Source organism: Haloferax sp. S2CR25, assembly GCF_031624535.1.
Taxonomy (GTDB): Archaea; Halobacteriota; Halobacteria; order Halobacteriales; family Haloferacaceae; genus Haloferax; species Haloferax massiliensis.
This window is the reverse complement of record NZ_JAMQOO010000017.1, coordinates 1-26,688: the sequence shown is the minus strand read 5'-3', so window position 1 is coordinate 26,688 and position 26,688 is coordinate 1. Positions and strand designations below refer to the sequence as shown.

General features: G+C 57.0%; 30 protein-coding genes and 1 pseudogene. 13 read left to right on the top strand and 18 right to left on the bottom strand.

The window, feature by feature from the left end; all coding sequences use genetic code 11:
• The 8 genes and pseudogenes from NDI65_RS21155 to NDI65_RS21120 form a co-directional block, all read left to right on the top strand.
• Positions 1-611, top strand: a pseudogene (locus NDI65_RS21155) (IS1595 family transposase); the annotation flags it as partial.
• 141 nt (positions 612-752) lie between these two features.
• Positions 753-1,253 carry a halocyanin domain-containing protein gene (locus NDI65_RS21150; RefSeq protein ID WP_119712912.1) on the top strand — a complete coding sequence of 167 codons (501 nt, stop codon included), beginning with the start codon at positions 753-755 and terminating at the stop codon, positions 1,251-1,253.
• A 714-nt stretch (positions 1,254-1,967) separates the two neighbouring features.
• Complete coding sequence (locus NDI65_RS21145) at positions 1,968-2,108, top strand: YHS domain-containing protein (RefSeq protein ID WP_119712914.1); 141 nt, start codon at positions 1,968-1,970, stop codon at positions 2,106-2,108.
• A gap of 75 nt (positions 2,109-2,183) precedes the next feature.
• Positions 2,184-2,780, top strand: coding sequence for an AsnC family transcriptional regulator (locus tag NDI65_RS21140; protein WP_119712936.1), 597 nt, complete (start codon positions 2,184-2,186; stop codon positions 2,778-2,780).
• Between the two features lie 136 nt (positions 2,781-2,916).
• Complete coding sequence (locus NDI65_RS21135; protein ID WP_310894319.1) at positions 2,917-3,363, top strand: hypothetical protein; 447 nt, start codon at positions 2,917-2,919, stop codon at positions 3,361-3,363.
• Positions 3,364-3,375: 12 nt separating this feature from the next.
• On the top strand, positions 3,376-4,107 hold the full coding sequence (locus NDI65_RS21130) for a DUF1405 domain-containing protein (RefSeq protein WP_310894318.1): 732 nt from the start codon (positions 3,376-3,378) through the stop codon (positions 4,105-4,107).
• Complete coding sequence (locus NDI65_RS21125; RefSeq protein WP_310894317.1) at positions 4,104-4,838, top strand: type II CAAX endopeptidase family protein; 735 nt, start codon at positions 4,104-4,106, stop codon at positions 4,836-4,838. The genes NDI65_RS21130 and NDI65_RS21125 overlap by 4 nt, the downstream gene beginning before the upstream one ends.
• 135 nt (positions 4,839-4,973) lie before the next feature.
• Complete coding sequence (locus NDI65_RS21120; protein WP_310894316.1) at positions 4,974-5,282, top strand: plastocyanin/azurin family copper-binding protein; 309 nt, start codon at positions 4,974-4,976, stop codon at positions 5,280-5,282.
• A gap of 195 nt (positions 5,283-5,477) precedes the next feature.
• Here NDI65_RS21120 and NDI65_RS21115 read toward each other — a convergent pair whose 3' ends face one another.
• Together NDI65_RS21115 and NDI65_RS21110 are read right to left on the bottom strand one after the other, a co-directional pair.
• Complete coding sequence (locus tag NDI65_RS21115; protein ID WP_119712919.1) at positions 5,478-5,714, bottom strand: hypothetical protein; 237 nt, start codon at positions 5,712-5,714, stop codon at positions 5,478-5,480.
• Complete coding sequence (locus tag NDI65_RS21110; RefSeq protein WP_310894315.1) at positions 5,715-6,512, bottom strand: M48 family metalloprotease; 798 nt, start codon at positions 6,510-6,512, stop codon at positions 5,715-5,717.
• A 216-nt stretch (positions 6,513-6,728) separates the two neighbouring features.
• Between NDI65_RS21110 and NDI65_RS21105 the strand changes: the two genes are divergently transcribed.
• Positions 6,729-7,769, top strand: a complete 1,041-nt coding sequence (locus NDI65_RS21105) for a hypothetical protein (RefSeq protein ID WP_310894314.1) — start codon at positions 6,729-6,731, stop codon at positions 7,767-7,769.
• A 4-nt stretch (positions 7,770-7,773) separates the two neighbouring features.
• On the opposite strand, the gene NDI65_RS21100 is transcribed toward NDI65_RS21105, so the two are convergent.
• Complete coding sequence (locus tag NDI65_RS21100; protein ID WP_310894313.1) at positions 7,774-8,394, bottom strand: metal-dependent hydrolase; 621 nt, start codon at positions 8,392-8,394, stop codon at positions 7,774-7,776.
• A gap of 299 nt (positions 8,395-8,693) precedes the next feature.
• On the opposite strand from NDI65_RS21100, the gene NDI65_RS21095 reads away from it, so the two are divergent.
• The gene (locus tag NDI65_RS21095) at positions 8,694-9,926 is read left to right on the top strand and encodes a lysylphosphatidylglycerol synthase transmembrane domain-containing protein (protein WP_310894312.1); all 1,233 of its coding nucleotides are present in this window, start codon (positions 8,694-8,696) and stop codon (positions 9,924-9,926) included.
• 199 nt (positions 9,927-10,125) lie between these two features.
• On the opposite strand, the gene NDI65_RS21090 is transcribed toward NDI65_RS21095, so the two are convergent.
• Together NDI65_RS21090 and NDI65_RS21085 are read right to left on the bottom strand one after the other, a co-directional pair.
• On the bottom strand, positions 10,126-10,599 hold the full coding sequence (locus NDI65_RS21090) for a plastocyanin/azurin family copper-binding protein (RefSeq protein WP_310894311.1): 474 nt from the start codon (positions 10,597-10,599) through the stop codon (positions 10,126-10,128).
• A 129-nt stretch (positions 10,600-10,728) separates the two neighbouring features.
• Positions 10,729-10,947, bottom strand: a complete 219-nt coding sequence (locus NDI65_RS21085; protein ID WP_310894330.1) for a hypothetical protein — start codon at positions 10,945-10,947, stop codon at positions 10,729-10,731.
• Here NDI65_RS21085 and NDI65_RS21080 point away from each other — a divergent pair, their 5' ends adjacent.
• Entirely contained in the window at positions 10,948-11,538 is a 591-nt protein-coding gene (locus NDI65_RS21080) for a winged helix-turn-helix transcriptional regulator (protein ID WP_119712925.1), read from the top strand. It begins immediately after the preceding gene.
• A 170-nt stretch (positions 11,539-11,708) separates the two neighbouring features.
• Here the strand turns inward: NDI65_RS21080 and NDI65_RS21075 are convergent, their stop codons facing one another.
• The 6 genes from NDI65_RS21075 to NDI65_RS21050 form a co-directional block, all read right to left on the bottom strand.
• Complete coding sequence (locus NDI65_RS21075) at positions 11,709-12,908, bottom strand: plastocyanin/azurin family copper-binding protein (RefSeq protein WP_310894310.1); 1,200 nt, start codon at positions 12,906-12,908, stop codon at positions 11,709-11,711.
• Positions 12,909-13,098: 190 nt separating this feature from the next.
• Positions 13,099-13,401 carry a hypothetical protein gene (locus NDI65_RS21070; protein WP_310894309.1) on the bottom strand — a complete coding sequence of 101 codons (303 nt, stop codon included), beginning with the start codon at positions 13,399-13,401 and terminating at the stop codon, positions 13,099-13,101.
• A 64-nt stretch (positions 13,402-13,465) separates the two neighbouring features.
• On the bottom strand, positions 13,466-15,262 hold the full coding sequence (locus NDI65_RS21065; protein ID WP_310894308.1) for a carbamoyltransferase C-terminal domain-containing protein: 1,797 nt from the start codon (positions 15,260-15,262) through the stop codon (positions 13,466-13,468).
• Positions 15,263-15,271: 9 nt separating this feature from the next.
• A complete protein-coding gene (locus tag NDI65_RS21060) occupies positions 15,272-16,024 on the bottom strand; it encodes a hypothetical protein (protein WP_220619750.1) in 753 nt (250 codons plus the stop codon).
• A gap of 994 nt (positions 16,025-17,018) precedes the next feature.
• Positions 17,019-18,686, bottom strand: a complete 1,668-nt coding sequence (locus tag NDI65_RS21055; RefSeq protein WP_310894307.1) for a transposase — start codon at positions 18,684-18,686, stop codon at positions 17,019-17,021.
• A 64-nt stretch (positions 18,687-18,750) separates the two neighbouring features.
• Positions 18,751-18,843 carry a DUF2080 family transposase-associated protein gene (locus NDI65_RS21050; protein WP_310894306.1) on the bottom strand — a complete coding sequence of 31 codons (93 nt, stop codon included), beginning with the start codon at positions 18,841-18,843 and terminating at the stop codon, positions 18,751-18,753.
• A gap of 158 nt (positions 18,844-19,001) precedes the next feature.
• On the opposite strand from NDI65_RS21050, the gene NDI65_RS21045 reads away from it, so the two are divergent.
• Positions 19,002-19,703 carry a hypothetical protein gene (locus NDI65_RS21045; protein ID WP_310894305.1) on the top strand — a complete coding sequence of 234 codons (702 nt, stop codon included), beginning with the start codon at positions 19,002-19,004 and terminating at the stop codon, positions 19,701-19,703.
• 85 nt (positions 19,704-19,788) lie between these two features.
• Here NDI65_RS21045 and NDI65_RS21040 read toward each other — a convergent pair whose 3' ends face one another.
• The 7 genes from NDI65_RS21040 to NDI65_RS21010 form a co-directional block, all read right to left on the bottom strand.
• Complete coding sequence (locus NDI65_RS21040; RefSeq protein WP_310894304.1) at positions 19,789-20,229, bottom strand: PIN domain-containing protein; 441 nt, start codon at positions 20,227-20,229, stop codon at positions 19,789-19,791.
• Positions 20,226-20,522, bottom strand: a complete 297-nt coding sequence (locus NDI65_RS21035) for an AbrB/MazE/SpoVT family DNA-binding domain-containing protein (protein ID WP_310894303.1) — start codon at positions 20,520-20,522, stop codon at positions 20,226-20,228. Before NDI65_RS21035 ends, NDI65_RS21040 begins: the two co-directional genes overlap by 4 nt.
• 146 nt (positions 20,523-20,668) lie before the next feature.
• Complete coding sequence (locus NDI65_RS21030; protein ID WP_310894302.1) at positions 20,669-21,904, bottom strand: metal transporter; 1,236 nt, start codon at positions 21,902-21,904, stop codon at positions 20,669-20,671.
• On the bottom strand, positions 21,905-23,170 hold the full coding sequence (locus NDI65_RS21025; protein WP_310894301.1) for a multicopper oxidase domain-containing protein: 1,266 nt from the start codon (positions 23,168-23,170) through the stop codon (positions 21,905-21,907).
• On the bottom strand, positions 23,170-23,874 hold the full coding sequence (locus tag NDI65_RS21020) for a metal-dependent transcriptional regulator (RefSeq protein WP_310894300.1): 705 nt from the start codon (positions 23,872-23,874) through the stop codon (positions 23,170-23,172). The genes NDI65_RS21025 and NDI65_RS21020 overlap by 1 nt, the downstream gene beginning before the upstream one ends.
• 189 nt (positions 23,875-24,063) lie before the next feature.
• On the bottom strand, positions 24,064-24,708 hold the full coding sequence (locus tag NDI65_RS21015; protein WP_310894299.1) for a metal-dependent hydrolase: 645 nt from the start codon (positions 24,706-24,708) through the stop codon (positions 24,064-24,066).
• A 158-nt stretch (positions 24,709-24,866) separates the two neighbouring features.
• Positions 24,867-25,469 carry a ferric reductase-like transmembrane domain-containing protein gene (locus tag NDI65_RS21010; protein ID WP_158589926.1) on the bottom strand — a complete coding sequence of 201 codons (603 nt, stop codon included), beginning with the start codon at positions 25,467-25,469 and terminating at the stop codon, positions 24,867-24,869.
• 831 nt (positions 25,470-26,300) lie between these two features.
• Here NDI65_RS21010 and NDI65_RS21005 point away from each other — a divergent pair.
• Positions 26,301-26,597, top strand: coding sequence for a hypothetical protein (locus NDI65_RS21005; RefSeq protein WP_310894298.1), 297 nt, complete (start codon positions 26,301-26,303; stop codon positions 26,595-26,597).
• Positions 26,598-26,688 lie beyond the last annotated feature (91 nt).

The window sequence follows — 26,688 nt, the reverse complement described above, 5'->3', positions numbered from 1 at the left end:
CTTCAGCGAGAGATCGAGGTCACCTACAAGACGATGCACCGGCGCGTCGAGCGCTTCGCCCGAGCGCTCGACGCGCCTTCCGTTACACTGGAAGGACCTGTCGAAATCGACGAAGTGTACGTTTCTGCCGGGAAGAAGGGTCGCGAGCGCGACGCGAGTCGCGCTCGCGTGGCCTGTCCACGCGCGGACGAGGAACGTACGAAGACGACAAACTACCCGTGTTCATTCTGGTCGATCGGGGCACCAAGCAACGGTACGTGATCCCGGCGAAAGCCGCAGACGAATCGACGATTCGACTCCTGCTGGCCGACCGCCAGCAGGAGTCGCTCACCGTCTATACCGACGGCTTTCGAGCGTACGAACCGCTTGAGGAGGACGACGAATCCGACCGCGAATACGTCGTCCACGGCGACGGCGAGTACGCTGATGAAGAGATCCACGTCAACACTTGCGAGAGCCACCGTCGCACCAGCGACGCGTGGCTCTCGCCGCATCGAGGCGTCTCAAAGGACAAGCTAACACAGTATCTCAGAGCATTACAGCTCCGACAAGATCTCTTGCGTAAACCGGGACGAGATGCTCTCAAACACGCTGTTCCAGCCACTCTCTGAAATCAACAACGTGCTACACATGAGCGTTGATGGTACTACCACGTGTATCTCTACTGCTAGCACACATAATCGGAGGAGTCAATTTGCTGGCCCAGCAAATCGACGACTCGCTTAAGATACGTAGCACACAACCTTCGCCCTATGGAGATGTCACGGCGGCAAATACTGGCAGGAAGTGGCGTGGCGCTGATCGGTTCGATCGCTGGCTGTCTCGGCGGCGACGACGCTACCGGGAGCGATGGAAACGGTGGGGACACGCCCACTGACGAAGAAACCGACGGCAACAACAGCGGGAATCAGGAAGTCGCCGACTACCTCTCGGAGGTTGCGAACTACGACGGAATCGACGACCGTACCGACGAGGGATCAGTGACCGTCAGGAATGGTGCTGTCGACGGTGCCGGCCAACAGTTCGTCTTTGATCCGGCGGCGATCCGTGTTTCCCTCGGCACGGACGTGACCTGGGAGTGGGTCGATAGTAACAGCCACAGCGTCACGGCCGAAGACGAGACGTTCGACAGCAGCCTCATTTCAGGTGAAGGGGAAACCTGGGCGTACACCTTCGATGAGCCAGGTACCTACTTGTACTATTGTATAGCACACCGAGCACTCGAGCAGAAAGGCGCAGTCGTCGTGGAATAGCGACTCTCTCTGTTTCCCACCCGATGAGAATTAATAACACTATCGTGTGTACATAGGTCCAAACGGAACTATTCATGTCGTCACAATGGACTCGTCGCCATGCTCTCCAAGTAGGAGGGGCTATCGGAATTTTCGGTGTGGCCGGTTGTCTCGGGTCATCTGGTACGGACACCAACTCACCCACCCTCAATCAGGCAGCAATTACCCTGCTAAACGGTGGCACGCTCGTAACGTCGCCGTCGTGCCCGTGCTGTCACGGATACGCGGATATCTTGACCGAACGCGGCGTAGACAGGCTCGATATCGTGGAGCAAAAGAACTACGCCGAACCGAAGCAGCGCGCAGGCATCCCACGCGAACTGTGGGCATGCCACACGATTACTACTGAGGGCTACGCGTTGGAGAGACATCTCCCAGTAGAAGCGATCGAAAAATTGGCAATCGAACGACCAGCAATAATCGGGGTTGTATTACCAGGAATGCCTGCTGGTTCCCCCGAATGGGAGGAAGCACTGCCGATGAGTTCGTCGTGTACGCCATCGAGCAAGATGGGTCAACGAGTGAGTATCTTCATATTTGATGTCTGCTAACGCCGATACCCCATCTTCCAGGCCTGTTTGAGACCCCGTTGGTCGATAGCTGCTACGACTTTGGATTTTAAAGAGCAAAGTGCTTGATTGACGCACCCGTACATACAGCCGTAGGTGTACATGCATGGCAACAGACCCTGTTTGCGGAATGGATGTCGACGAAGCTAACGCTGCAGTGACAACTGACTATCAGGGAACGACGTACTACTTCTGTGCCGAAGGGTGCAAAGAAGCGTTCGAGTCGGAGCCGAGCGAGTACGTCTGACGCCGAACTGCCACACGGAACCCGATAGAACAGTATCGTACCCGACCAATCCAACCCCTATCACCGTGTATGAGAATGAAAACCCCCGACGAAACCGACCTCGAAATTCTCCGTCTCCTCGCGGAGAACGCCCGTCGACCGTACAGCGAGATCGCTGAACACGTCAACCTATCAGCGCCAGCCGTCTCCGATCGAGTGACGCGGCTGGAAGAACATGGAATCATCCGCCAGTTCACCATCGATATCGATCGGTCGCAGCTCCGTGACGGAATCCCTGTTCTCGTACGCATTAACCCGCGTCTCTCTGCTGTGGATTCACTGCGACAAGAACTACTCCAAGCAGAAGACGTCGAGCACGTATTTATTACTGCGGCTTCAAAAATTATGATCTCTGCAACTCCCCCTCACAGAAACATCGGAGAGTGGTTGCAGACGATCATCAAAATGGAGAATGTCCGTAAATACGAGGTCCAGTTGCTATCGGATATCGACTGGTCCGTAACCATCACGGGAACTGACTTTACACTCACCTGCACTGAATGTGGGAACACGGTTGGTGCCGATGGAACGGCAACTCGTGTCGGAGGTGAATTACAGCAATTCTGCTGCTCAAGCTGTCAAACAACATTTAAAAAGCGGTACGAAAAACACCACAAAGAAGCAGAGATGTGAACACTACCTATTCACTTCCCCCGAATGCTTTCTGAACGGGAGAGTTCCATCACGTCTGTACGCCTGCTTGATTTGGCGATTATCGACGAAGGGAAATCGTCTTGAATAATGACTACGCATCTCTGACATACTGCCAATGAACGGAACGACAACCCGACAGTACGGCGCAGCTATCGCACTGGTTTCAGGAATCTACTCACTCTTCTCCGTAGTCGCAGAAGCGGGGATGATGCAATCCGCGGGTGGTGCCTTCATGGCACTGCTCGGCGTCATCGTGGTCGTCCACGGGGTGGTCCTGCTCACGCCATACGCTGACCGACTCGGGAGTGCAAGCGGCCCGCTAATGATCGGCTACTCGGTATTGATGTTGCTCAATCAGACCCTCGTCGGCGTCACTGGCAGCATGAACTGGGGAATGGGTGGCGGGATGGGGACCGGTATGGATGGCGGAATGGCCAGTGGCATGGGATCAAATATAACCGCCGGGATGGGATGGGATCTTGGAATGGTCGCCCTCGCGGTGCTGATGCTGATCAGTGGCATCATCATGACGAACCGGCGCGGTGCTGAATCTGGAATGTGACCTATTTCGAGAATGACCACGACAACACGTTCAAGCCGCCTACCTAGCTATCTCGCACCGCTACCAGAGCGCGTCGAGGATTTCGCACTTCGGTACGCGTGGGTCATCGTCGCAATCAACTTCGCTGGAACCGCGTTCGGATTCTGGTACTACCGCTTCCAGCTTGCTCAAACCCCGCTCGTGATGTGGCCGTTCGTTCCCGATAGTCCCGCTGCGACGCTGTTCGTCGCGCTCAGTCTCGCCGCGTGGAAACTGGACTACGACGTCGAGTGGCTCCACATGCTCGCCTTCTTCGGCAACATCAAACTCGGGCTTTGGACACCGTTCGTCCAGCTGGTTCTCAACGGGCCGGGTGGTATCGAACCCTGGCTCTACTGGTTCCTCATCGTGAGCCATCTCGCGATGAGCCTCCAGTCGTTCCTGATCTATCGCTACGCCGAGTTCTCGGTCGGTGCGGTCGCCGTCGCCACCGTCTGGTACGGCCTCAACGACATCGTGGACTACTTCACGCCGGTCGTCGGGGAGTTCCACCACACGTTCCTGCGGGCCGAACTCGCCAACGGCGCGCTCGATCACTCGGTGCGAGCGCACGACCTCGCGGCGGCCGCGGCAGTGACGCTGACGCTCGCCGCGACGTTCCTCGCACTTGCAACAAGGGTGAAGAAGCTCGAGCTTCAGCGATCCCTTACCTCGGAAAGAGAAGCATCGACAGCTATCTCGAATGACGAGGGATTGGAGCCGTGACAACCAGTCGGCACCAGATCCGTGCAGTGGGGGTTACTCTCGGCGTCGCGCTCGGGAGCTTTGTCATCGGGGCGATTCTCCTGATGCTCGTTTCACAGGTACTCAGTGCTGTCGGGATTTCTCTCTTGGACCGCCCGGCGCTACGCCTTGGTTTGAGTACAGTGCTACTCCAGGGAGTGACGTTCGGCGGTGTTGCACTCGTCTATCTACAGACCCGCGACAGTGGTTTGGAGTTCATCCAGGTGCGCGTTCCAACGCGTCGTGATGTCGCGTGGATCGTCGGGGGATTCATCACGCTCCTGGTCGCGGTTCGCGTACTCTCGGTCGTGATCGCATATCTGGGATTCGACCACGCCAGCAACCAGATCATCGAGATCGGACGCCAAGAGCCAACCGTCTTTCTGGTGTTGATTCCACTCTCGTTCCTGTTGGTGGGTCCTGGTGAGGAGCTTCTATTTCGGGGACTCATTCAGGGAACACTGCGAGAATCGTTCCATCCGGCGCGAGCGATCATCTTAGCCAGCCTCATCTTTGCGATGGTACACGTCTTTTCCCTCCAGGGGAGCGGGAAACTCGTGTATATCGGCGTGGTCTTCACGCTCGCGCTCGTGCTCGGGGCGACGTACGAACTCACGGACAACCTCGCGGTCCCCGCTCTCATCCACGGCGCATACAACGCAGTCCAGTTCGGCCTTGCATACTATACGGTTACACAGGGTACGGCGTTGTAGGAGGCCAAGATGCCATCAGAGACACACTCACGACGGTCGGTGCTTCGCCAGAGTGGAATCGGTGTAGCCGGAGGGATGTCGGTTCTCGCGGGCTGTCTCGGCGGCCTCAGTGGCTCCTCGGGGCCGACCGTGACGATGACTGGTGACCTTCGATTCGACCCAGCCGAAGTCACCATCGAATCTGGAGAGACCGTTACGTGGGAAAACGAGAGCGGTGCCCCTCACACGGCGTCGGCGTACGAGGAGTCGCTCCCAGAGGATGCTGCGTATTTCGCCAGCGGTGGCTACGAATCCGAACAGGCAGTCCGACAGAGCACGTCAGCACGTGGGTTTCTTGAGCGCGGCGACACGTACCAGTATACGTTCGAGGTCACTGGGACGTATCGGTATTTTTGCCTTCCACACGAGGAGAACGGAATGATCGGTGCCATCGTGGTTGAGTGACTCACTTCGTGTGGCGTGTTCCTTATCACGGAGAAAGTTTATACTTCCCAAACTCAAAAAGCGATTTGCGGGGTGATTCCCTGGTAGGTATAGCCGCTGTCAGAGGCCCCACTCCCGAAGCCCACTCCCTGTCCACCCTTCCTCACCCCACCTCGTCGGCGTCCTTTCCCTTCCGGTTTTCAAGATGGTTTCCCGTCATCCGAGCGCGATTGCACCGAAGTAGAGTCCAAGGATAATTGAGATCCCACCGAGAAGCTGCACCACCCGTCGCCAACGATCCGAGACCGGGGCTTCGGACCCGTATTCACCACTGCGATCCGACGGAATGCGACCTGCGGTCTGGACGCGGATCACCGTCTCGGGATACGCGATCAACAGGACCCCTATACCGATCCCGAGGACAGCCGCTAGGAGCGTCCGAACGGCGGCCATCTATCTTCGGAGGCGTTCGATACGTTTCTCGACTGGCGGATGGGTCGCCAACAGTCGGGCGAGGCCGCGTTTTTCGCCGAAGATACACAGGGCGTTCACCTGGGCGTCGACCTCCGACTCACTGGCACGCTCGCTACCTCGCTGGATTTTCTCGAGCGCACTGGCGAGCGGTTCTCCACTCCCGATCTCCGAGGCAGCATCGCTATCGGCGACGAATTCGCGATACCTCGAGATGGCGAAAACAAACAGCATCACGAGCATCTGCGTGATCTGGCCGACGACGATAGCGAGGAAGAAATCCGCGATGTCGTTGTCGCCAGTGAGCAGGACCGCCCACTGAGCAACGATAGCGACGATCGAGGCGACACCTTGGCCGAGCACCATCATCACGACGTCACGGTTCCGGATGTGGGCGAGTTCGTGTGCGAGGACGCCCTCGACCTCATCCGGTTCGAGCCGCTGGAGCAGCTCCTCGGAGACGACGACCGTCCCGTTGCCCTTCCGACCGACGGCAAACGCGTTGGGCACGCCCATCCGAGCGATCATCAGTCGAGGTTTCTCGATACCCATATCGTCGGCGAGTGATGCAACTCGTCGGTGAATATCCGAATAGCGGTCTTCGGGCAGGTCCTCAGCTCCGACGCTCCGGAGCGCCATCCACTTGCCGAGTTTGTACTGGACGCCGACGAAAGCGACGCTGCCCAGCAGAACGAGCCAGAGTGGCCAGCCGAAGACGCCCATCACCACGACCGCGGCGACGGCGTAGAACGCGAATAGGGCCGATCCGACGACCGCCATTCGGGCTTTCAAACCGAGGTGGCGCATGACTGAGTGTTTGTCCCGGGGATATTAAGGCCCAGCGGTGACGTTCCACTCAAGCAATCGTCTTGATACTTTTCTACTGACCTCAACCGTGGCGACAACAGATGCTCGATACACTTTCAGTCGTGAACGGGATATCTAACTTCGTGGTAACCGTTATCCGAATTAGACTGGTACATCGATGAGAGAACAATGGCTGAAGCGCGCGTCGATCGATCGCTCGTCAACGCACTCCCGGTCGAGGGCATCAAGTTCGACGGCCTGTTTACGCTCTTGACGCTCTGGTTTATCGCCGGCGTCTTTCTCGACGGCCGATCTCATACACATGGCGCTCCGGAGACGTTCTTTACGCTCGAACACGGGATTTTCTACACCGCATTTCTCGCAATCGCCACTTTGCTGGGCGGAACCATCTACCGGAATCGGATACGGGGACACTCCTGGTCTGAACGCCTCCCAGAAGGCTACTGGCTCTCCGTGGCCGGCGTCGTGCTCTTCGGCGTGGCTGGCGTCGGCGACATGGTCTGGCACGAGGTGTTCGGCATCGAGGCCAACATCGAGGCGTTGTTGAGCCCGACGCACCTGTTGCTCATGATCGGGGCCGGTCTCTTCGTCAGTGGGCCTCTCCGTAGCGCCTGGTATCGCCTCGATCCGAATGAGAGCGGCTGGGCGGCCCAGCTCCCGATGGTGCTCTCGACCGCGATTACGCTGTCGGTGCTCACGTTTGCGACGATGTATGCACATCCGATCGTGAATCCGCTCGCCGGCGCTGGACATCGACACGCGGGCGAGCTCCCGTTGATCGTGGCCCACGAACTCGGTGTCGTGAGTATCCTGCTCCAGACCGCGATACTGATGGGCAGCCTTCTATTGATTGTGCGACGCTTTTCGCTTCCGTCGGGGGCGCTCACGGTCGTCTTCACGCTCAATGCAAGTGCCATGAGTCTCCTGACCGAACACTACCAGTTCATTCCGGCGTGGGTGCTCGCCGGGGTCGTCGCCGACCTCCTCGTCCTCGGATTGGACCGATCTCACTCTCTTGCATGGCGGGGATTCGGGTTCGTCGTTCCCGCTGTGCTGTTCGGACTCTATTTCGTGACCCTCTGGGTGACAGAGGGGATCGCTTGGACGGTCCACGTCTGGGTCGGCGCGATTGTGTTGGCAGGCATAGTGGGATGGCTCGAAAGCTACCTGGTCGCACCCACTATCGACGACCCCTCGATAGAACGGTGACCTCTCAAAGTGATCGCCGTTGAGACAGGTGAGACCGGACGACAGACACACCTGGCATTCCGTCACGCACCCAGAGGGCGACCGCTAGCACAGTGATAACGGTCTGGACCGCCACATAGGGCGTTGGATTGAGGAGCTGGAGCAAGTCTGACACTGTCTGGATGTGGGACTCCGGCGAGAGTACCGGCCACAAGAGGAACCGAAGCGTTCCGTGATCGAGGACGAAATAATCGACGACATCGCCCCCGAGATGAGACAGATATCCCACGCCTCCAGCGATCGCAACCATACGTCGCGTTGGATGATCACGGCCCCACATCCATACGAGTACGAGCACGCTGGCTGTCGTGAACACCGAGTGGGTGAGAGATCGACCTGGAATGCTACTGGTCGCGAGCGCTAATGGCTTATCGACGAGATCCGGAAAGAGTGTCCCAAGAGCTACCGCGAAGGTCGGGAGGGACGATGGCTTCTCCCCCAGCCAATAGCGACTGCCGAGTGAGATCAGAAGGTATCCAACCGCGACGTGTGTCCAAATGAGCATTAGGTTCTCATCTCGTTGCCAGCTGGTTGAATACTGCGTTGCCGCCTCGACGGAGGCGATGGAGATTTGTCGGAGTTCCACGGGGCTCGATTCGCCGGAGGAATACCAAGAGTCCAATTGTGGGGGTCATCATGACAGTCTGAGACAGAGGGCGAGATCGTATTTGGAGATTCAGGTACAACTATGAATGAGCTTGCCTGAGCTATACCCCGAGCATTCATCCAGATCGCCAGCAATCCATAACCAACTGACGATTTCCGTATTATGATCTCCTTGCCACAACGACGACTCTCCGGGACGCTTCACAGCCGATCTGCACCGTATCCAAGCTAGCATCACCGTTCATGACAGAAATACGAACGTTCGATAAACGAACTGTAGTGGGCCTGCTAGTCGGACTGATAGGGCTTGGAATATATCTTCGGTTCGTGGGCGTCGATGCGATAGTTGGATCACTCCGTACCGTGTCCACCCGTCGGGCCGCTTCGCTCGTCATCGTTGGATTCGTCTCACTATTTCTCTGGGGAACCGGACTGTGGCTCGTTCTCAGACAGATGGACGCCAAGATTACGCTCTGGCGAGCGATCCTCCTGTTCGACGCGACGGGATTCATCAACAGCGTCACTCCGTTTGGTCAGGCGGGCGGCGACCCGGTGAGTGGACTCCTAGCCTCACGTGTCGCACCGATGGAGTACGAAACGGGATTTGCGGCGATCGTGAGTCTCAATGCGATCAATCGGCTTGCGTCGGTCCTGCTCGGTCTCGTCGGAGCGGGCTACCTCCTCACACGTGTCGCCTTCTCTGTGGCAATTCGGAATGCCGCACTCGTCGGGGCTGGGATCGTCGTCGTAGTTGGGGTGGGTGGCGTGTTTCTCTGGCAGTATCGTGACACGGTTATCAAGTGGACGACACGACTTCTCGACGCCGTTCTCGCTCGGTTGTGGTGGGTTCCGCGATTCGAGCCACCGGAACGTGCAGCGATCCGCCAGCGGCTCCGTCGGTTCATCGCGGCAATCGAACAGCTGGGGACGAACCGACGACGCCTCGTACTGGTGGTCTGTTTAGGTATCGCAGGGCAACTCTCCGTGGGGGCTACGTTATGGGTTGCGCTTAGGGCTCTCGGCGCGGACGTACCACTCGCGCTTGTCCTAGTGATCATTCCAGTAGCGAAGCTGAGCGGGATCGCCCCGACTCCTGGTGGACTTGGGAGTGCCTCGGCGTTCCTCACAGGACTGCTGGTGACCTTGACAGCCATCAATACGACGGTAGCCACTGCAGCAGCGCTCCTCTACCGTGCTGCTGCCTTCTGGACCCCAATGATAACTGGGGGACTTGCGTTGTTATTTCTCCTCGCAACACCGGTGGAGTCGGCAACTTCCCGACTGGGACGTGGGGACGGATCTGACACCCGAGTGGCATTCGCCATCGCAGGGGGTGTGGCAACGCTTCTCCTCGTGGTAGTCCACCTACGGAACGTTCTGATCGAGCCGTACAGTCCAATTGTCCACCTTCTCCGAGATGGCGGTGTCGCTGCCATGGGATTCGGCGCTCTCTGGATGGGCTTTCGACTCTTCGCCCGGCACCGTTCCAACTTGGGAGACAGGAAAAAATAATCCGAAAATCCGTTCGCGAATCGATCACTGGATAGAGAGCAGCTTCCCGATTCGTATTCAGACTGACTCGGGATTGAATGTCATCACATCGTCAATTTCCGATGAGGACGGCTTATCGGGAGACCACGTGCGACGAGACGCGAGCGGACGCCCCCTTCCAGCGGAGGATATCAGGAGACGCAGCTCTTGGCCTGTTGATTCAATACATTCCTCCCCCATCATCGTCGCCGCTGCTCCCACCCCCAAGTGGAGATTCAATGGCCGTGTCTCCAACGCCGACTTTCATGCACATCCCCGACAGGTCCGACCCTCCGTGGATCGTACAGTACACGTCGTACACACCGCTTTCTTCGAACGTATGTGTCGTCTCCTCGCCACCCGCTACACTGGAGTCTTTGTCCCAATTATCCGACGCGCTGGTGACCGTGTGATCGAAGCCGTCGTCGTTAGTCCACGTTACCGTGGCTCCGGTGTCGACGTGAATATTCCGGGGATCGAACTGTGACCCGGTCATCGAGACCGACGACGTTTCTTCAATGGCAGCACCCCCGTTACCATTCCCGTTTCCGCTGCCACCGCCCGGATTGCTTCCTCCGGTGCAGCCCGCGACGAGAGCAAGCCCGCCGGTAGCGGCAGCACCCAGAAACGCTCGGCGGCGAATCATGGTAATCATTAGCAAAGTTGCGGCTGGAGCTACTTGTCACTTTCCCCGTTGATGGGCCGTCACACGAGCCAATTCGAGGAAGAATCAACAATAAGAGGGATTCACCAGAGGAGGGCTGAAGCAATTCGGAGCAGATCCTTATACGCTGGCAGTGTACCCAGCTTCGTTCACCGCGTTGACGAGCGCATCGGTATCCGCGTCACCCTTGACTGTCGCGGAGTTGCTCGTCCGGTCGGCTTGCGCATTCTCAACATTGCCCTTTCCCTTAACATAATTCGCATACCAGGGGGAGTTCATCTTCGAATTGACACCGAAACCCGCGATACTGTTTTCCTTCTGGGGTTCGTGTGCGAACACATGCGAAACCTCGACGAAACCGATCTCGAAATACTCAGACTGCTTGCCGAGGACGGACGCCGACCGTACAGTGACGTCGCTGAAATCGTCGACCTTTCGCCCCCGGCAGTGTCCGACCGCGTCAACCGCCTCGAGGAGCACGGAGTCATTCGTCGGTTCACCGTCGATATCGACCGTTCACAACTCCGTGAAGGAACGCCGGTATTGGTTCGATTGGCCGTCGTCCCGGGACATGCTGATGCTATTCGGCAGACGCTCACCGAACTGGATGCCGTTGAGCACGTCTTTACGATGGCAAATGCAAACATCGTCTTCTATGCGACGGCACCCCGTAATGACGTACGGGGGTGGCTCCTTTCGGAATTGGATACGGACATCGTACGTGAGTTCGAAGTGGAACTGGTCAGCGATATTGACTGGAATCTGAACGTGGGCGGCACGGAATTCGCCCTCACATGTGCGGAGTGTGGCAACACTGTTACGGATGAGGGGGTCACGACGCGCCTCGATGGCGATCTCAAACAATTTTGCTGTCCATCGTGCGAAAGTCGCTACACAGAACGGTATGAGGAATTGAAGGAAGCAGCGTAGGCGTCCGGGGAGACGTAAAACGTGAACTGAAGTTAGGCCAACAGACCTGAACGATGCGGTACTCCCTCTGTCTCGTGACGACGAGAATCCGTCGACTTCTCAATTGCTCGATCCCGGAGTGATCCACACATCCAGCAGATTCCGAATCAATGGTCAATCGGCGGCCGCAGTCAGTAACCCCCTCCACCACCCTCGCAGGGGAGATCCTGATCCAGCGACACGTCACCGACCAGAACAACGCCACACATCGTCTCGCTCCCGTGGATGGTACACTCGTATTCGTAAATCCCCTCGCTCTCAAACGTGTACGTCGCCGTGTTGCCCGACGATGAAAGACTCGTGCTGAAATCCCATTGCTCGGCCACATCGTGGAATTGTGCACTCGTCACGTCGTGCCCGAACGAATCCTGATTCACCCACTCGACTGTCGTTCCGGGAGCGACCGTCGCGCGTACCGGATCGAACGCCGTGTTCACCAGTTCGACGGTCTGCATGGACGCTTCGCCACCACCAACGGTGACATCGAACGGTTTGACGATCGGATTTCCATCCTTCGTGACGGGAGGATCGCCGTTTTCCGGGAACGTGAATTCGTCATCCATTGGGTCGTCGTAGTGGAGCATCGCGTACACCGTCTGCGATTCGGTGATCGACTCGTCGAGCCGGAGACTGACATCCGCGTAGAGGCCGGGCTGTAACTGCATAGTTGCAAGCGTAACGCCGCCGTTGGGACCACCCCCTTCGGCGTCCGGATGGATGACAAGCCATCCCGTCTGATCGATCGCAGTGCTGGGAACGGTGACACGCTCCCCGCTCGTCTCCTGGTCGGTTACAGAGAGCGAAGGTGTCACTTCCCCCGTCAGCGTGATTTCGAACGGTTTGACGACCGGATTACCGTCTGTTGTGACGGGGGGGTCCCCGTTTTCTGGGAATGTAAATTCCCCGTCTGCTGGATCGTCGTAGTGGAGCATCGCGTATACAGTCTGCTCCCCAGCGAGGAGGGTGTTCATCGCCAGCTCAACGTCACTGTATTCGCCTGCGGAGAGCTGTTTCTGAGCGAGCGTGACTTGACCATTTGGACCACCGCCCTCGGCCTCTGGGTGGAGTACCACCCAGCCGTCGCCATCGATGCTAGCACTCGAGAGTACCACGTTACGGTTGTCGGTTTCTATGTCCGAAACTGAGAGCGCTGGCGTCACACTCGGCTCTTCGGTCGTGGTGTCCGTTGGCGTGGTTGTCGGTGTAGTCGTCGTTGCTCCACCACTTCCATTGTTCTCTTCATCACCGCCAGCACAGCCTGCGAGTCCAACAGTGGCTGTGCTCCCCGCGAGTTGGAGGATTCGTCTCCGGGAAACGTAGTCGGGTGTCATGACTGGGTTGTGCCGTCCAACCCCGATATTCGGACACAAATTATAAAATAGTTGGCCAAATTCTACCCCTATTCTCGGTGAATCCATGCACCTACTCCGGAACTTCGGTGAGAGCATGCCGAACATCGAGGGAACGGTGGACGGCTGAAAAACTCATTTTGAGGGGGCCAGACATCGTGGGTGTCACAGCCTACTGCCACATGGCCCACGTAAGTAAGGCGAGCGCACTCGTCTCGAGAAGGCGGAGAAGGACCATAGCAATCTGGGCAGTCGTCGCCGCTGCTTCGAGCCACTGACGAGTGAGTGGGTTGAGGCTGAAAAAATAGAGCGCAAACACGTTTTCGGCGAGGAGTAACACCGCAAAGAGAAACAATGCAAGAACGTACTTCGACCGAACCGATCGGTAGTTTCCAGCCCAGACGTAGCTCAATCCGACTAACAAGAGGATGTTCACCCCCATAGCAACTCGTGCAACTGTTAGCCAGAGGCCCATCTAAGCTACTTGTTCGGAGTGGGTCGTAAATATCCTTTCCAAAAAGCGTCCCAACTGTAACTGGTCAGTCGTAACCACCCATATGGGGACAGAGCACGGTCGGTTCACTCTTGCTTTGCAGAGCAACTGCTGATTTCGCCGTTCGAGTCTGTTTTTCGATAACGACGTCCTCGAGCACGAGCACGTCAAGCCCCATCCCGAAGAAGTCCTTGAGCGCCTCGGTTGGAGTGTTCACGATCGGCTCCCCGTGGTCGTTAAACGACGTGTTCAACACCACAGGAACTCCGGTGAGGCTCTCGAATTCTGAGATCAATCGATAGTATCGCGGATGTTGATCCTCGCGAACAGTCTGTGGGCGGGTCGTATGATCGGCCGGGTGGAGCACTGCAGCTATCTCCTTCTGTTTCTCCTCTCTAACATCGAATGTGTCGATCATGAATGGTGACGCCGTCGCATCAACAAAATACTCGTCGACTGCCTTCTCCAACATCGAGGGGGCGAATGGTCGCCATCCCTCACGATGCTTGACGAAGCGATTCACCCGATCACGAGAGTCGACCGATCGGGGATCCGCGAGGATACTTCGACCTCCCAGGGCACGGGGCCCCAATTCGAGTCGACCCTGGAACCAGCCGACGAGTGCCCCATCTGCGAGTCGTTCAGCTGTATATCGCTCGAGATCGAGCGGTTGCGAGAAATCAATCTTGTTCGTTTCCAGTAGGTCTACGATCTCATCGGTGGTGTACTCGGGTCCGAGGTACACTGTGGTCATCTCTGGCACGTCTCGGGGGTTTTGCTCCAGCCACCCTGCACCGAGCGGTAACCCGGCGTCGTGTGCGACTGGTTGGATAAAGACGTTCTCGACGGCTTCTGACTCTCGAATTTGCTTGTTCAGTTTGCAGTTGAGCACCACACCACCAGCAAGCGCCACATTGGACGTCCCGAGGTGGTCAGTGTAGGTCTCGACGATATCCAGCACGGTTTCTTCGAGTAGTTTCTGCGCAGTGTAGGCGAAATCCTTCTCCCACTGATCGAAATCGCCGGGCGTCTCGTTCCGCGGCCGATCGAACAGTTCCTCTAGTCGTCCCACTCCGTATCCCGCGCCCCAGCGCTGTGTCAACGAGGTAACGTCGTATTCACACCCCGTTTCGATGACCTCACGAAGAACGGACTCGATCTCTGGATTCTCGTTGCCATAGGGGGCTAGTCCCATTACTTTGCCCTCACCGTTGAACATCCGATAACCGAGGTACTCCGTAACGACGGCGTAGAACAACCCTAGGCTATTCGGGTGGTCGTACGTCCGGATCCGTTCGAGTCCAGATTCGTCACCACGCCAGACAACGGTTGCATCGTATTCGCCCTTCGCGTCGATGGTGAGGACGAGGGCTTCGTCGAATCCCGACGGCTGGAACGCACTCGCGGCGTGACACGCGTGGTGCGGGCGTGTTTCAACGGAGGGGATAGGTGTGCCGATCGTCCGCAATCGGTTCTCGATCTGTTTAGTGGGGAAGAACTGCGCCTGTAATTGGGATTTGACTGTCCACTCGAGATGGCTCAACTTCGGGCCGAGACCGTCAAGACGAACCGTATCAAGCAGGTAGTGGTCCAAAATTTCCGACTGAAGCGACGGATCGTATGGGAGGAGTATCCGTGAGAGGTCACTCAGTTCGAGGTTACGGTAGTCAAGACAGGCCCGAATGGCCTCTTCTGGAAATGTGTTCGGGGCGTGCTTGTCTCGGGTTAATCGCTCCTCTTCGATGGCGAAGATGAGGGTCTCATCTTCGAAGAGGGCAGCGCTCGGGTCGTGTTGGCCGTACAACCCAATTGCGGGTTTGAACGAGAGTGTGTGCGTCGACATGGGATTTGATTAGTGTTCGTTATCAGGTGCCTGGTCAGTATGCACGTATACCCAGATGAGGTCACCATTCCGTAGCTGGTACTGCTCTGGGTTCACGTCAGCCGTGCGTTGCCGGATGATGATCTCCGTTCCGCCCGTACTGGAACGGTAGGTTCCACCGAACTTTTCGCCCGCATCATATTGAATCACGTGGCCTTTCTTAGATTCCTGTGAGTACTCAATCGATGGAATCGTATTGAGCGCGGTTGCGAGTGTGACTGGCTCACCGGTGTTGAACCACGTGTATGGGTTGTCGTCGTCACGAAACTGAAACTGTTCTGTACCCGCTTGCTCGTAGTTGCTCCCTTCAAAGTTCAGCCGCCGGTTATTGACGTCGAACACGAGCTTGCCTGTGCGAGTATTATCTCCCGAAGTAGTGGCAGTCGCACTCTTCGTAGTAATTCGCACCCAGAAGTTGTCGTTATGTTGGACCTCGTACGTCGTTGGATCGATCGTTCGAGTCCCTTCATGGATATCGATCGTTACGCCGCTGTCTGTCGTCCGGTACGTCGTCCCCTCGTACGTGATGACGGGCTCACCACGCCCATCTTGAGAGTAACTGATTCCGGGCAAGAGGTTGAGCGCACGGGCGAACGTGATGACTTTCTTCTCGTTGCTCCACTCGTTCGGTCCGTGAGCCGAGTCGTGAAAGTGGAAGTAGACCGTCTCCGGATGCTTCTTTTCGATAGTGTCGAGGTAGTACCGCTGCTGATCGAAGTCCACCAACGTACCATCAATCTCGAAGAAGAGGCGACCGTGCCAGTGCGAGTCCTTATAGCCCGGTGCATCCTTTGACGCTTCTTCTGTGGTCGTCGATTCTTCAGTCGGTGTCGGTTCCTCTGTGGTCGTCGTAGTGGTTCTGGCCGTGGGCGATGGGGTATTCGTACTCGTCCGTGTCGAAGTCGGCGGGGTATTGGCTCCATCAGAATCGCTCGCACAGCCAGCGAGCCCACCTACAATTGGAACTCCAGCAAAGCGTAACAACTGACGCCGAGACCACGTACTACTAGGCATGCATCGGCACGTAAGCGAGGATCCACCTTACTTATACAGTGTATATGCACCGTGTTGGGACGCAGAACACACGATTGGTAGTTTCAACCGATAGGGAGAGATAATGATAATCTCCAGCCACGATCAAGCAGTTGAGCAGGGATTAAATCTGTCGACCTGGTCGGTTCACAACCGAGAGATCTTCTCGTTATTGCCTCACGGATGCTTAGTACGAGCGTCCATGAGCGTAATGAAACCGGTGAGATACAGTAGACCAACAGCCAGAGCGAATCCTCCGAACAGGGCAGCCATTCCTTGGAGTAATGAGAGGGGGAGTCTAACCCGCCAATATACACCTCAATGGCACTTGTGGCAGCAAGGAGAAGCCACACTATGCCGATAAGCTTCTGACGGGTGTCATTCATGCTATTATCATCACCTCCATGATCTTGTGAATCGCCTCGGGGTCAGGCCCCGGGGCATTCGCCTTGACCGCCCGTAAACCCGTCGCCAGTCTGAGTCTGATACTTGTCCGTATAGATCTTCCCAACGAGCCGAACGACTGGAGCTCCGTTCAGTAGCCAGGAAACGCAGAGCAGTATTCTGCTTTCTGTAATTGGGGGGAATTGTATTGGCTTACCGTTCCTATTTTCGGCAGTAAACAGCAGTCCTCCTAACAAATTGAGAGGTGCTGTGTGTCGCTGGGCCTGACACTGAACGTGGGCTACTGCACTTGGTTTTCGTCTCTGTCGGGGGTGACAGCGGGCTGTATAACACACGACCCGCCACCAGCAGTCACCCTCTGCTCTGAAGACTGTCCGAGATACGCTACAGGCGCTTCACCGAACGTGAGACACGCGCCAGCGGAACGGCTTACTGGCACGATTTCAGAATCTCCCGTGTAGGAAGACGTGAAATCGTGCTGCAGCGTTGTCGAGTCACTGAAGAACACGCGAGCCACGTTGACTGCACCAACGTAGTCCCGGTCGGCCTGAAAGCCACACCGGGCGTTGTCACAGCGGAAGTGCCCACCCCACCACACTTCGTGAGAGTGGTCAGGCGACTTTGTCGTGTGTCCCGTCGAACCACATCGAGGACACGACCGACTCGTGTTGCCCGGACGTACCTTCTCCACGTGCAATCCGGCGATGTCTGCGCAGTACTCGATTTTCTCGATGATTTCTCGCCGTGCCCAGAAACTGAGTTCCCACGAGAGGTTGCCTTCGCCACGCGGCGGTGACAGGCTCCGCAGGTCTTCGTGAACGATCGCGTCAACGTCGTATACCAGAGCGAGTGCGAGGATTTGATTGGCTACGTCGTGAACGAGTTGTTCTCGCTTGTGCCGAATTTTGTTGTTGACGCGCTCGTACTCTGCGTGAACGTGTTTGAACGATTCTGTGTGGTCGCGTCCTTCTCGACGCAGATATGCTAACTTGGAGTTGAGTTGGTTGCGTTCCCGAGCGAGATTCCGCGTCCGTTCTCGCTCGGTGTTCTGGATGAAATACGGAACCGAGAGCTGCTCTCCGTCTTTGTTCACAACGACAGCAGTCGCATCTTTTCGGAGACCACTGTCAATCGCCAAGACGGTTTCAACGTCGTCTGATTTCTCTTGGTATTCGACTTCCACGGGGAACGAGAGTTCGTAGTAATCGTCCCCGATTTTCGTCTGTGTGGGGTGGAAAGAGGGGGCCGAGAGACTGCCGTGTTCGAGCAGTTCGTGGAACGCGTCGTAGCCGCCCAGTTTGTGTGCTGTCCACGTCCACTCCCCTCTCGTCTCTGGTTCGACGGTATCGGGGGTTTTGATCTTGACTGTGAGTGTCTCCGCCTCTTCATCGTACTCGTATTTCACCGCCTGTCCGCTCGTCGGACCATCGTCTGCAGAGTACGGAAGAACGCCCTTCGAGTACGTTGGGCACTCTTGGATTTCCAAATACGACTCAGGGAATCGACCGTGTTTGTCGTAGTAGGAGTTGAGTTGCCCGATGAGCACCTCCACATACCCGGATTTGATGTATTCCTCAGCGTCCCAGAGTCGTTCTTTGATTCGACGAGTGTGGATGCGTCGAATCTTGTGGTCGGGGAGAAGGGGTAGGATGGTTTGGAATGCTTCGCGTTTGTCCGCGTGACTGCGAAGCGTCTCTCCAACTTTCTGCATCACGCACCGCTTGTACCGACTGGGGCGGTACAGGTCAACGTCCACGAACGCTTCAGACTCATCAAAGTATTTCCATGCTTGGTAGGCGGAGTCGCCTATCTCAGTGAGGTGTTCGGGCGTCCAGTATTGCCCGATGAGCGTATTTGCGACGCTGGTCGTGAGAGAGTCTACTCGGGCGTGGCGCTGTCGCTCCTCGAAGGGCAATCGAATGGGGAGTGAGAGGTGTGTGGACGCCATCGTGAGTCACTCTTGGTCTTCGGTTCTTGTTGTTCGAGGCGGATGACGGCGACTGTCTCACCAATCAGTCTTTTGGAACGTGGACGTGTGCCCCGCCACCAACGGGTTTCGCTTCTTTCTCAAGGGCTTCCCGCCCCTCGAACGTGAACTCGGCCATATCTACAGTATCTATTAAATGTGGGGTGAATTTGTGTTGAAGGACTGCTGTCCACTGCCGATTTTTGTAACAGTTACGGAACCCTCCATCTGAGCAAGGACCATCATCAACGCTTATGCGCCTGCCAATCCGAACAGCGAACACGAACCCTCTCAACCATGGGCGAACTCTCGACTGGCCTGCGAACACTCGGTACTCGGTTCGATATTGAGGAGGGTGATGTGGCGGTGTGGAGTGCGATCCTACTCGTGGAGTTCCTCGCCGTTCTGGCGTACGTGAGTATGACATCGACGACGATCACGGAACCGCGGTATGCGGTGTACCCATTCATCTGGATCAATGTCGGGCTCCTTGCGGTGTCGCGTACGAAAGTTTCGAAACGGAGCCGAGGCATCCAAACCCTCGCGCTGGGTGTGACCGGCCTCTATCTGCTCGTGCTGTTGTATCTCGGGGGACTCGTCCGATTCGGCATCTTCACGCCGCTCGGATCCGGAACCGAATTCCGCATCTCGTGGGCACTCCTCGGGTGGGGTCCGGTCGTCGTCTTTCGGAACCCGTGGCTCCAGACAGTGGTCGTTCCATTCAAGGCCGCCGGCTATCTTTCGTTCGCGTATCTTCTCTACGCTCGGTTGCTTGACGCCACGAAAGGAGTTCTTTCGGGCGTATTCGGTCTTGTTTCCTGTGTTGGCTGTACGTTTTCGATTCTTATGCCGTTGTTCGGCGCGTCAGCGTTTAGTGCGGTTACACAACTGTCGTGGGACCTGTCGACAGTCGTCTTCCTGATCACGGTCGCACTCCTGTACTGGAGTGCCGAGATTGAAGCGATTCTTTCGGCCTACACTCGCTCTCTGACCTCCTGACTACGCCGCAATCACGAACAATAACCCCGGTTATCCAGATTTTACTTTACTGGTGCTATAATTGGGGCGTCACACCCAGCTCGCGTCAGGCGGGCTCGTCTCGGACGCGTTCGATGAGATGCTTGAATCCATCTTCGTCTTCGAACACGTCGTAGTCGTCGTCAGCACCAACGAGAAGGGTTACGTTCCGCTCGTCGTCGTTGTCGAGGTCTTTGGCGGCGGCGACAGCGTATGCGTCTCCGATAGATGGGCTGTACGCGGCTTTCAAATCCGATGCAGCTTCCCAGAGGTCGTCGATGTTGTACTCGGTGACGCCCATATCTCGGAGGTCGTCGATGTGGGCGTCGGCCTGCTCTGCAGATGCTTTTCGGGTGGCGATGTGCCGGAATTCTGCGAGATTAACGGTGGATATGTACCCGTCGAGTTCCCCGTCGTACACTCGGTCGAGCCAGCGTTCGACCTCCCCTGCTCCCTGCTCGTCGAACGAAAAGGCGAGCAACGGCTCGGCGTCAAAGATGACCGTCATTCCTCCTGCTCAGACAGTCCGTACTTCTCGTCGGTCTTCTCTTTGTCCCGTTCTCGCTCTTCACGGAGCAGTTCCGTGGCCGACTTCTCACGTTCCGCTTCCTTGGATGCAAGTGCACCCCGAAGTTCGGACGGGCGCTTGACTGATCGAATCACGACTTCCCCCTTCTCGTTCTCGACGAACCTGACTCGGCCCGGCGTGTCGATGTGGAGTTTGTCACGGAACTCTTTGGGAATCGTCGCTTGCCCCTTGCTCGTGACGGAGACGGTCGTTCCGCCTTCTGCATCGGTCATACGTAATGGGCAGTATCAGTAATACTTCAACCTTTGTAATACCCCTCCGAAATACCGCTCAACGTCCCTGTTTCTCACAAATCGTTCCGACCACGCCAGCCCTCTCGTGAGAAAGACTATAACGTGATTGTTTGGCGTTGAGTGGGTCAGACGGTGACGAACAGCCCCGTCACGTACATGAAGACGAACCCGACGAGGAACGCCCCGAGGTTCAGCGGCGTCGCCGCCCGCCCAGTGTCGCCTTGAGCCATCTTCGTTAGCTCCCAGACGACCTGTAGAATCGCACCGACACCGATCGCGAGGAAGAACGTCCCGAGCGTCGGTGAGAACGCGTAGCTGCCGATCCATGCACCCGGAATCACTGGCCCTCCCGCAAGCACGCCGAACGCAACAAAGTGTTTCAACGCGGGCCGCTCCCCCCGGGCAACCGGACCGACGATCGCTGGCCCTTCGGTCACGTTGTGAATCATGAACCCGATAACGAGGAACGTTCCGAGCGCCACCCGACCGAGGGCGAACGCACTCCCGATAGCGAGTCCTTCCGCGAGGTTGTGCAGACCGATACTGATGGCAACCAGATAGGCAACCCAGAGCCCGCTACTCGCACGTTCGCTTCCAGCCGCCGCTTTTTGTTCACGCCACGAACTGATCGCTTGCACGGCGAAGAACGCGCCGAAGACGCCAAGGACGAAAAGCAGGCTCCCCTCGAACGCGCCCGGGACTCGTTCGAGGAGTTCGACCGCATCAAACGTCGCGTCGAACGCCAGAAACGCCAGGACCCCGGCGGCGAATACGATCACGGCGTGCAACCAGTGGTCCGAGAGAGAGCGAAGATACGGGAACCAGAGGATGCCCAAGATGACCGGGATGATACCGACGAACAGTCCGACGATGGCGAGCGTCCCGAGAATGGTACCAGTTACCCCTGGCGACGTGGATGGTGCGACGATTGTATGGCTGACTGTGGCCCCGTCTGAGAGAACGAGTGTGACGTCGAGATCCCAGTCAGGATTCCAGCGATACGGAATTTCGATAGTCGCGCTCTCCAACGGTGCGAGCGTCCGGTCGCCACCACTCACCCCAAAGTTCCAGTACGCGTCGTTGACCAGCACCTGCGAGATCGTTACCGCGTCGGGGCCGTTGTTCGTGACGTGGACGAGGATCGTTCCCTGATCCGGAAGTGTCGTGTACGAGATTGTCACGTCGGGGAGAGGTTCGCCACCTGTGCCGAGGGCCGCAAAGGGATTTCCGACGAGGAACAGCCCCAACACGATCGCAAGCAACACGACCGGTAGCAGGGCGAGGACCCACCGCGGAAGGCCGAAGGGTTGACCCTCCTCGACGGTGACACCGCCATTTGGTTCGGATCGCTCATCGCTCATTTAGACCACCTCGAAGAAGCTCATCCAGCCGAGTTCGGCGAACTCCGACTGATGCGCGTGGAACATGTACAGGCCCGGCTCGTGATTGGAGTAGTCGAGTTCGAGAATGCCACGTTGGGCCTGACACTGCATCACCGTATCGATGGTCTGATGTGTCGGCGTAAGCGTCGTCCCGTGATCGTAGTAATCGTAGAACTGTGAGTGGGTGTGCAGCGAGTTGATGGGATCGAACTCGGTGGCGTTCACGAGATAGATCCGCTGGCGGTCGTTCCGGTCGATCTGTATCGGGCGTTTCGTCTCGCCAGCTTGCCAGTTCCCGTTGCCGTCGGTCCGACCAACGCCGTAGGCGAAGGCCCGGGTGTTCACTGCGTACACCTCGTTGTCGACGTCGAAGTTCGTGTCGAACCCGTTCATCACCATCACCAGCTCGTTGAGATCGTAGTCGTTGCGCTGGATGTACTCGTAGTTGCGGCGTTTGGCCGTCTCGACGAGGTCCTCACGTAGCGCGTCGGTGATCTGACTCGGGTGGTATGGGACGTACTCCTCAGGGTGTTCTCTGACCCGCTCAGGGTCCGGGTCGACGATGATTGCCCCATAGAGGCCACGGTGAACGTGCTCTTTGAGCGGCGATGAGTGGCAGTGATACAGGTGGACACCCATCGGGTTGGCCTGCCACTCGTACGTGAACGACTCGCCAGTATCGAGTTCGCCGGGACCGTTCTGCGGAATGCCGTCCATTTCGGGGCGGAGGTTCCGCAGGTGCGGATGGATGGTATGCGGGTTCGATGAGCCGTTGGTGAATCTAATCCGGACGAGGTCACCCTCGGTTACACGGAGCGTCGGCCCGGGTACCTGCCCGTTGTATGTCCACGCCGAGAATTCGACGCCCGGAGCGATCTCGACGGTCGTATCGACGGCCGTGAACTCGAACTCACGCACCGTCTGGCCGTTTTCCTCGAACACGCGTTGGGGAACGTTGTCCTGGCCGTCCCGACCGGTGTTGAACTGGGTGAGAAACTCGTGCGGGTCAAACCTGGTGTTCTCGTACTCGCCGCGCGCTCCAAACCCACTGTCGTCATCATCACTACCAGCGCCCTGTCCCATAGCCGAGCCACCAAGACCGGTGAGGGCGGCGCCGCCAGCCAATCCCAAGCCGCCGAGTATACCACGTCTACTCACGACAAAATCGGTATCGAGGCGGTCGACGAGTCGAGCCTCTAACGCCTCCGTGTAATCGGCGGCCCGGTTGTAATCAAGCGGAGGCATCATGCGGCTCCGTTGGCGTTTGAAACCGCGTGTTCGGGTTTATCGTTCAGTTCGCGGACGCGAATCGTCCGAGCGACAGTCATCGGAAGTGAGATCCCTGGGTGGTCGGTTTGTGGTTGAACGGTAATCAGACCGATCGGGGCAACCTCCGTGACGACCAGATTGGTCCCCGGCGTGATTCCGGCGTCATCGAGATATGCCAACTGTTCGGAGTCGCGATCGCTCACTTCGATAACGACGAGATGCTCTCCATGTTCACACTCGCTCAGATACGTGTCGGGGCTGGAAACCAAGGTGAGCGTCTCACTTGGGATGGGTGCGCCATGCGGGTCGACAGCTGTATCATCGAGTGCCTCCGCGAGTCGTTGTTCGAGCGTCTCGCTAATGTGATGCTCGAGGACATCCGCCTCCTCGTGAACCTCGGTCCAGTCGTAACCTAATCGTTCGACAAGATAGGTTTCGAGCAGACGATGGTGTCGAATCACCTCGATGGCGACGGTCTCACCCTCGTCGGTGAGCCTCACGCCGCTGTACGCTTCACGTTCGACGAGTTCCCGTTCGGCGAGTTTCTTCGTCATGGTCGTTACAGTCGGGGGCTTGACCGAAAGCCGTGACGCGATTTCGGAGGGCGAGACTAACTCATGGTTGGCCTCCTGAAGCTCGTAAATGGCTTTGAGGTAATCCTCCATCACGCTGGTGAGCATACGTGGTTTAGATGAGGCTAATAAATAAAATTGTCTACTCGAATATCTGAGTGATCGCGTTGCCGTGCCCTCTCAGCAACAGGCCCATCAGACCGTTCCAAGACCACCCTTGAGACACATTGTGGAGTGAATCAGGGTGCGTGTGGTCTTTCTCACATTCCACAATGAGAACACGCTTCATCACTTACTCTAGAGAGAGAGATCGTGTCTTCGGATGTCGAAGACTCGGTATACGACGACGGCAAAACCGGTAAGCATCAGGACAAGCCGTTCACCCGTATTGACGACGTGGAAAACGCGTTCGGCGTTTTCCGGCTCCGGTCCGCGGGTGGGATCGACACCGGTGTAGTAGTGGGTATTCTTCGTCGTCCCCTTGGCCGTCTCACCGTCTGGTCCGAGTTCGATGAACGTCTGGACGATACCCCGCTGGTCGGAGACGAGTAGTTGTCCCGAGAGGTCGTAGAAGCGGTCGTGGAGCGGCCAGAATAGATTGACACCGTTGAAGAACGCATCGTACAGGCTGTGTGCTACCACTAAGGCGACAATGCTCACCCAGACGACTCGGACGCCGTATCTACCCCAGCGGTTCACAAGGTACGACTCGTCGCGGACGTACACGTCCCAAACCAAGAGAACTCCCAACACAGCCGGAAACATAAGCGTGTGGAGATATGCTCGATGAGCACCCTGGATCCAAATCCCCAATAACGTATCGAGGTCGATGAAGGCAGTGAGTCCCATGACACTCAGAATCCCTTTCAAGTCGAAGTAGTGGCCTAGCAAGGCAGTTCCGATGAGACCAGCAACCGCAACGTGGACGAGGGTTGAGGGCATACTCTCTGTCTACGCCAACGACTCATTAGCCCTTTCGGACCACTACCTCTGCATGGCGCCCGTCGTGGTTTGCCTGAGCGCCGAATTTGGCATGAGTGAGGCGTCCAGCATCCAAAAGACGTTCCCACCCACCACCGTGAATTTCGTGCGATTTTACATCAGCCATGGGCTTGTCGATGCTTCACGACCCGTTTTGCGAACGCACTCCATTGTAGTACAAGGACAATGGCCACGAGACCCACGAAGTAGAAGCGGAACCAGTTTGGGTCTGGCGGGGGTGGGTTCTGGAAGACGAGGTTCCGGAGGCTGAGTTCATAGTGAAGGAAAATGAAATACGCCGCATGGAGACCGACGAGATAGAAGATCACATACGCTAATCGCTGGACGTACTTCCATTGCTGATATCCTAACGCCTGCATCGCTCGATCGGACGAGATAGCGGCAAGGACGAGAGCCAGAATGAGGGCGACGGCACCGATGAGGTTGGCAAGCCCAAATCCTGGGTCCGTCAAGACGAGTTCTTCGATACCGACCGCAGAGAGATCTTCAAACCCGAGGAAGCGTCTCACGGACCACCGTGCCCATCCATCCCACACGAGGTAACCGTGGATGGTGGCCGTGAGCGCGAACCAGATCCCCAACGGGCGTCGCCATTTCAACAGGGATGTCGCCTCCCGCCGTAGTTCGACGAGGGGTCCTATCGCGAGAGCCATCGAGAGCAAAATGAATGATGCGTCCCCAATCGCACGCCAGAACCGCATATCGGCCGACCACTGTCTATGACCAAGCAGAGCGAGATATATAAGAAAAATCGTAATCAGAGCGACTCCGAGGTGTTGAAATATGATTGTTCTGTGTGAGGCAGATACTGTCCGACCCTCGTCAGCTTGTGCTGTTTCTGTACCCATATCCCAGTCGGTCCTATTTCATCGATCGATGAAATAAGCCTTTTGAGAGTGGGTTTTCGGAGTACCGCAGAAGATGACGTCCGCGGTGGTGCGTGCGAATAGTCGTCCTCACAAAATGGACTCGTGATCGTATCTGTTAGAGTGAACCGCCTCGGGGTCAAGCCCCGAGGCACTCGGCCTGCTCAGCCTGTAGAAATCTCGATCTGTTTTCACGATGACGAAGATGCTAGCCCTCAATCCTCAACGTTCAGCAGGGGAGCGAGTAGGGCACGAGAGTTCACCGTATTCTATGTGGCGCTCTTGTGTAGCACATTGTTGATGTAGAGCAGTCTTGCGATTCTGTGATGAACTGAGTGAGACTAGAACCCGGTCGTTGGGCGATCAGACGGGCAGTTTCTGGTCCGACTCCTCTCCGGAGAGCTGTATCAACAATCTCCTACGGAAGAGCGCTATGTGGAGACCTCACCCTCAACAAGCGAGTGGGTCAGTTACCCCCGAGTGAAGGAGGGGTGGAATAGTTTACTGCTAGAACGTGTCATAGGACTCTTGTCGTACTTTTCGAAGTGACTGAAGGGATAGATACAGGGGAGGCAGTAGTCGAGGAATTTCCGTTCAATCAGCAGAAAGCATTTGCCGTATCGGAGGTCCCGGGTAAATATGCGCTCTCGTTATGTCGGTGGGCTTATGCTCATAGTCGGGATTCTCCTCTTACTCACGTCGCTCTATTGGGATACACTACTGAACATCGGAGTGTCTCCGGCGCTTGATCCAGCAGCTGCAATTGGTGCTGCTCCCGGCGGTGGGTATCCCGCCGCTGTTGGTGCTACTGCACTGGCTGTCGGCAGTGCGGTAGTGTGGCTCGCCGAGAGTGACAACCAGCAGCCCACGACGATCGTCCTTGCAGGCGGAATCGGTGGTGCTCTCATAGGGATTCTCGCAACTACTGTCGGTAGTTCCCATCGGTTCTACACGCTGACTTGATTTTCCACGGCGGAAGCGACAAGTTCGATCCCGGTACCGAGACAATAGCCCACGAAAGGCGGTCTCACGTCAGTGAGAGCGCCGAATCTGT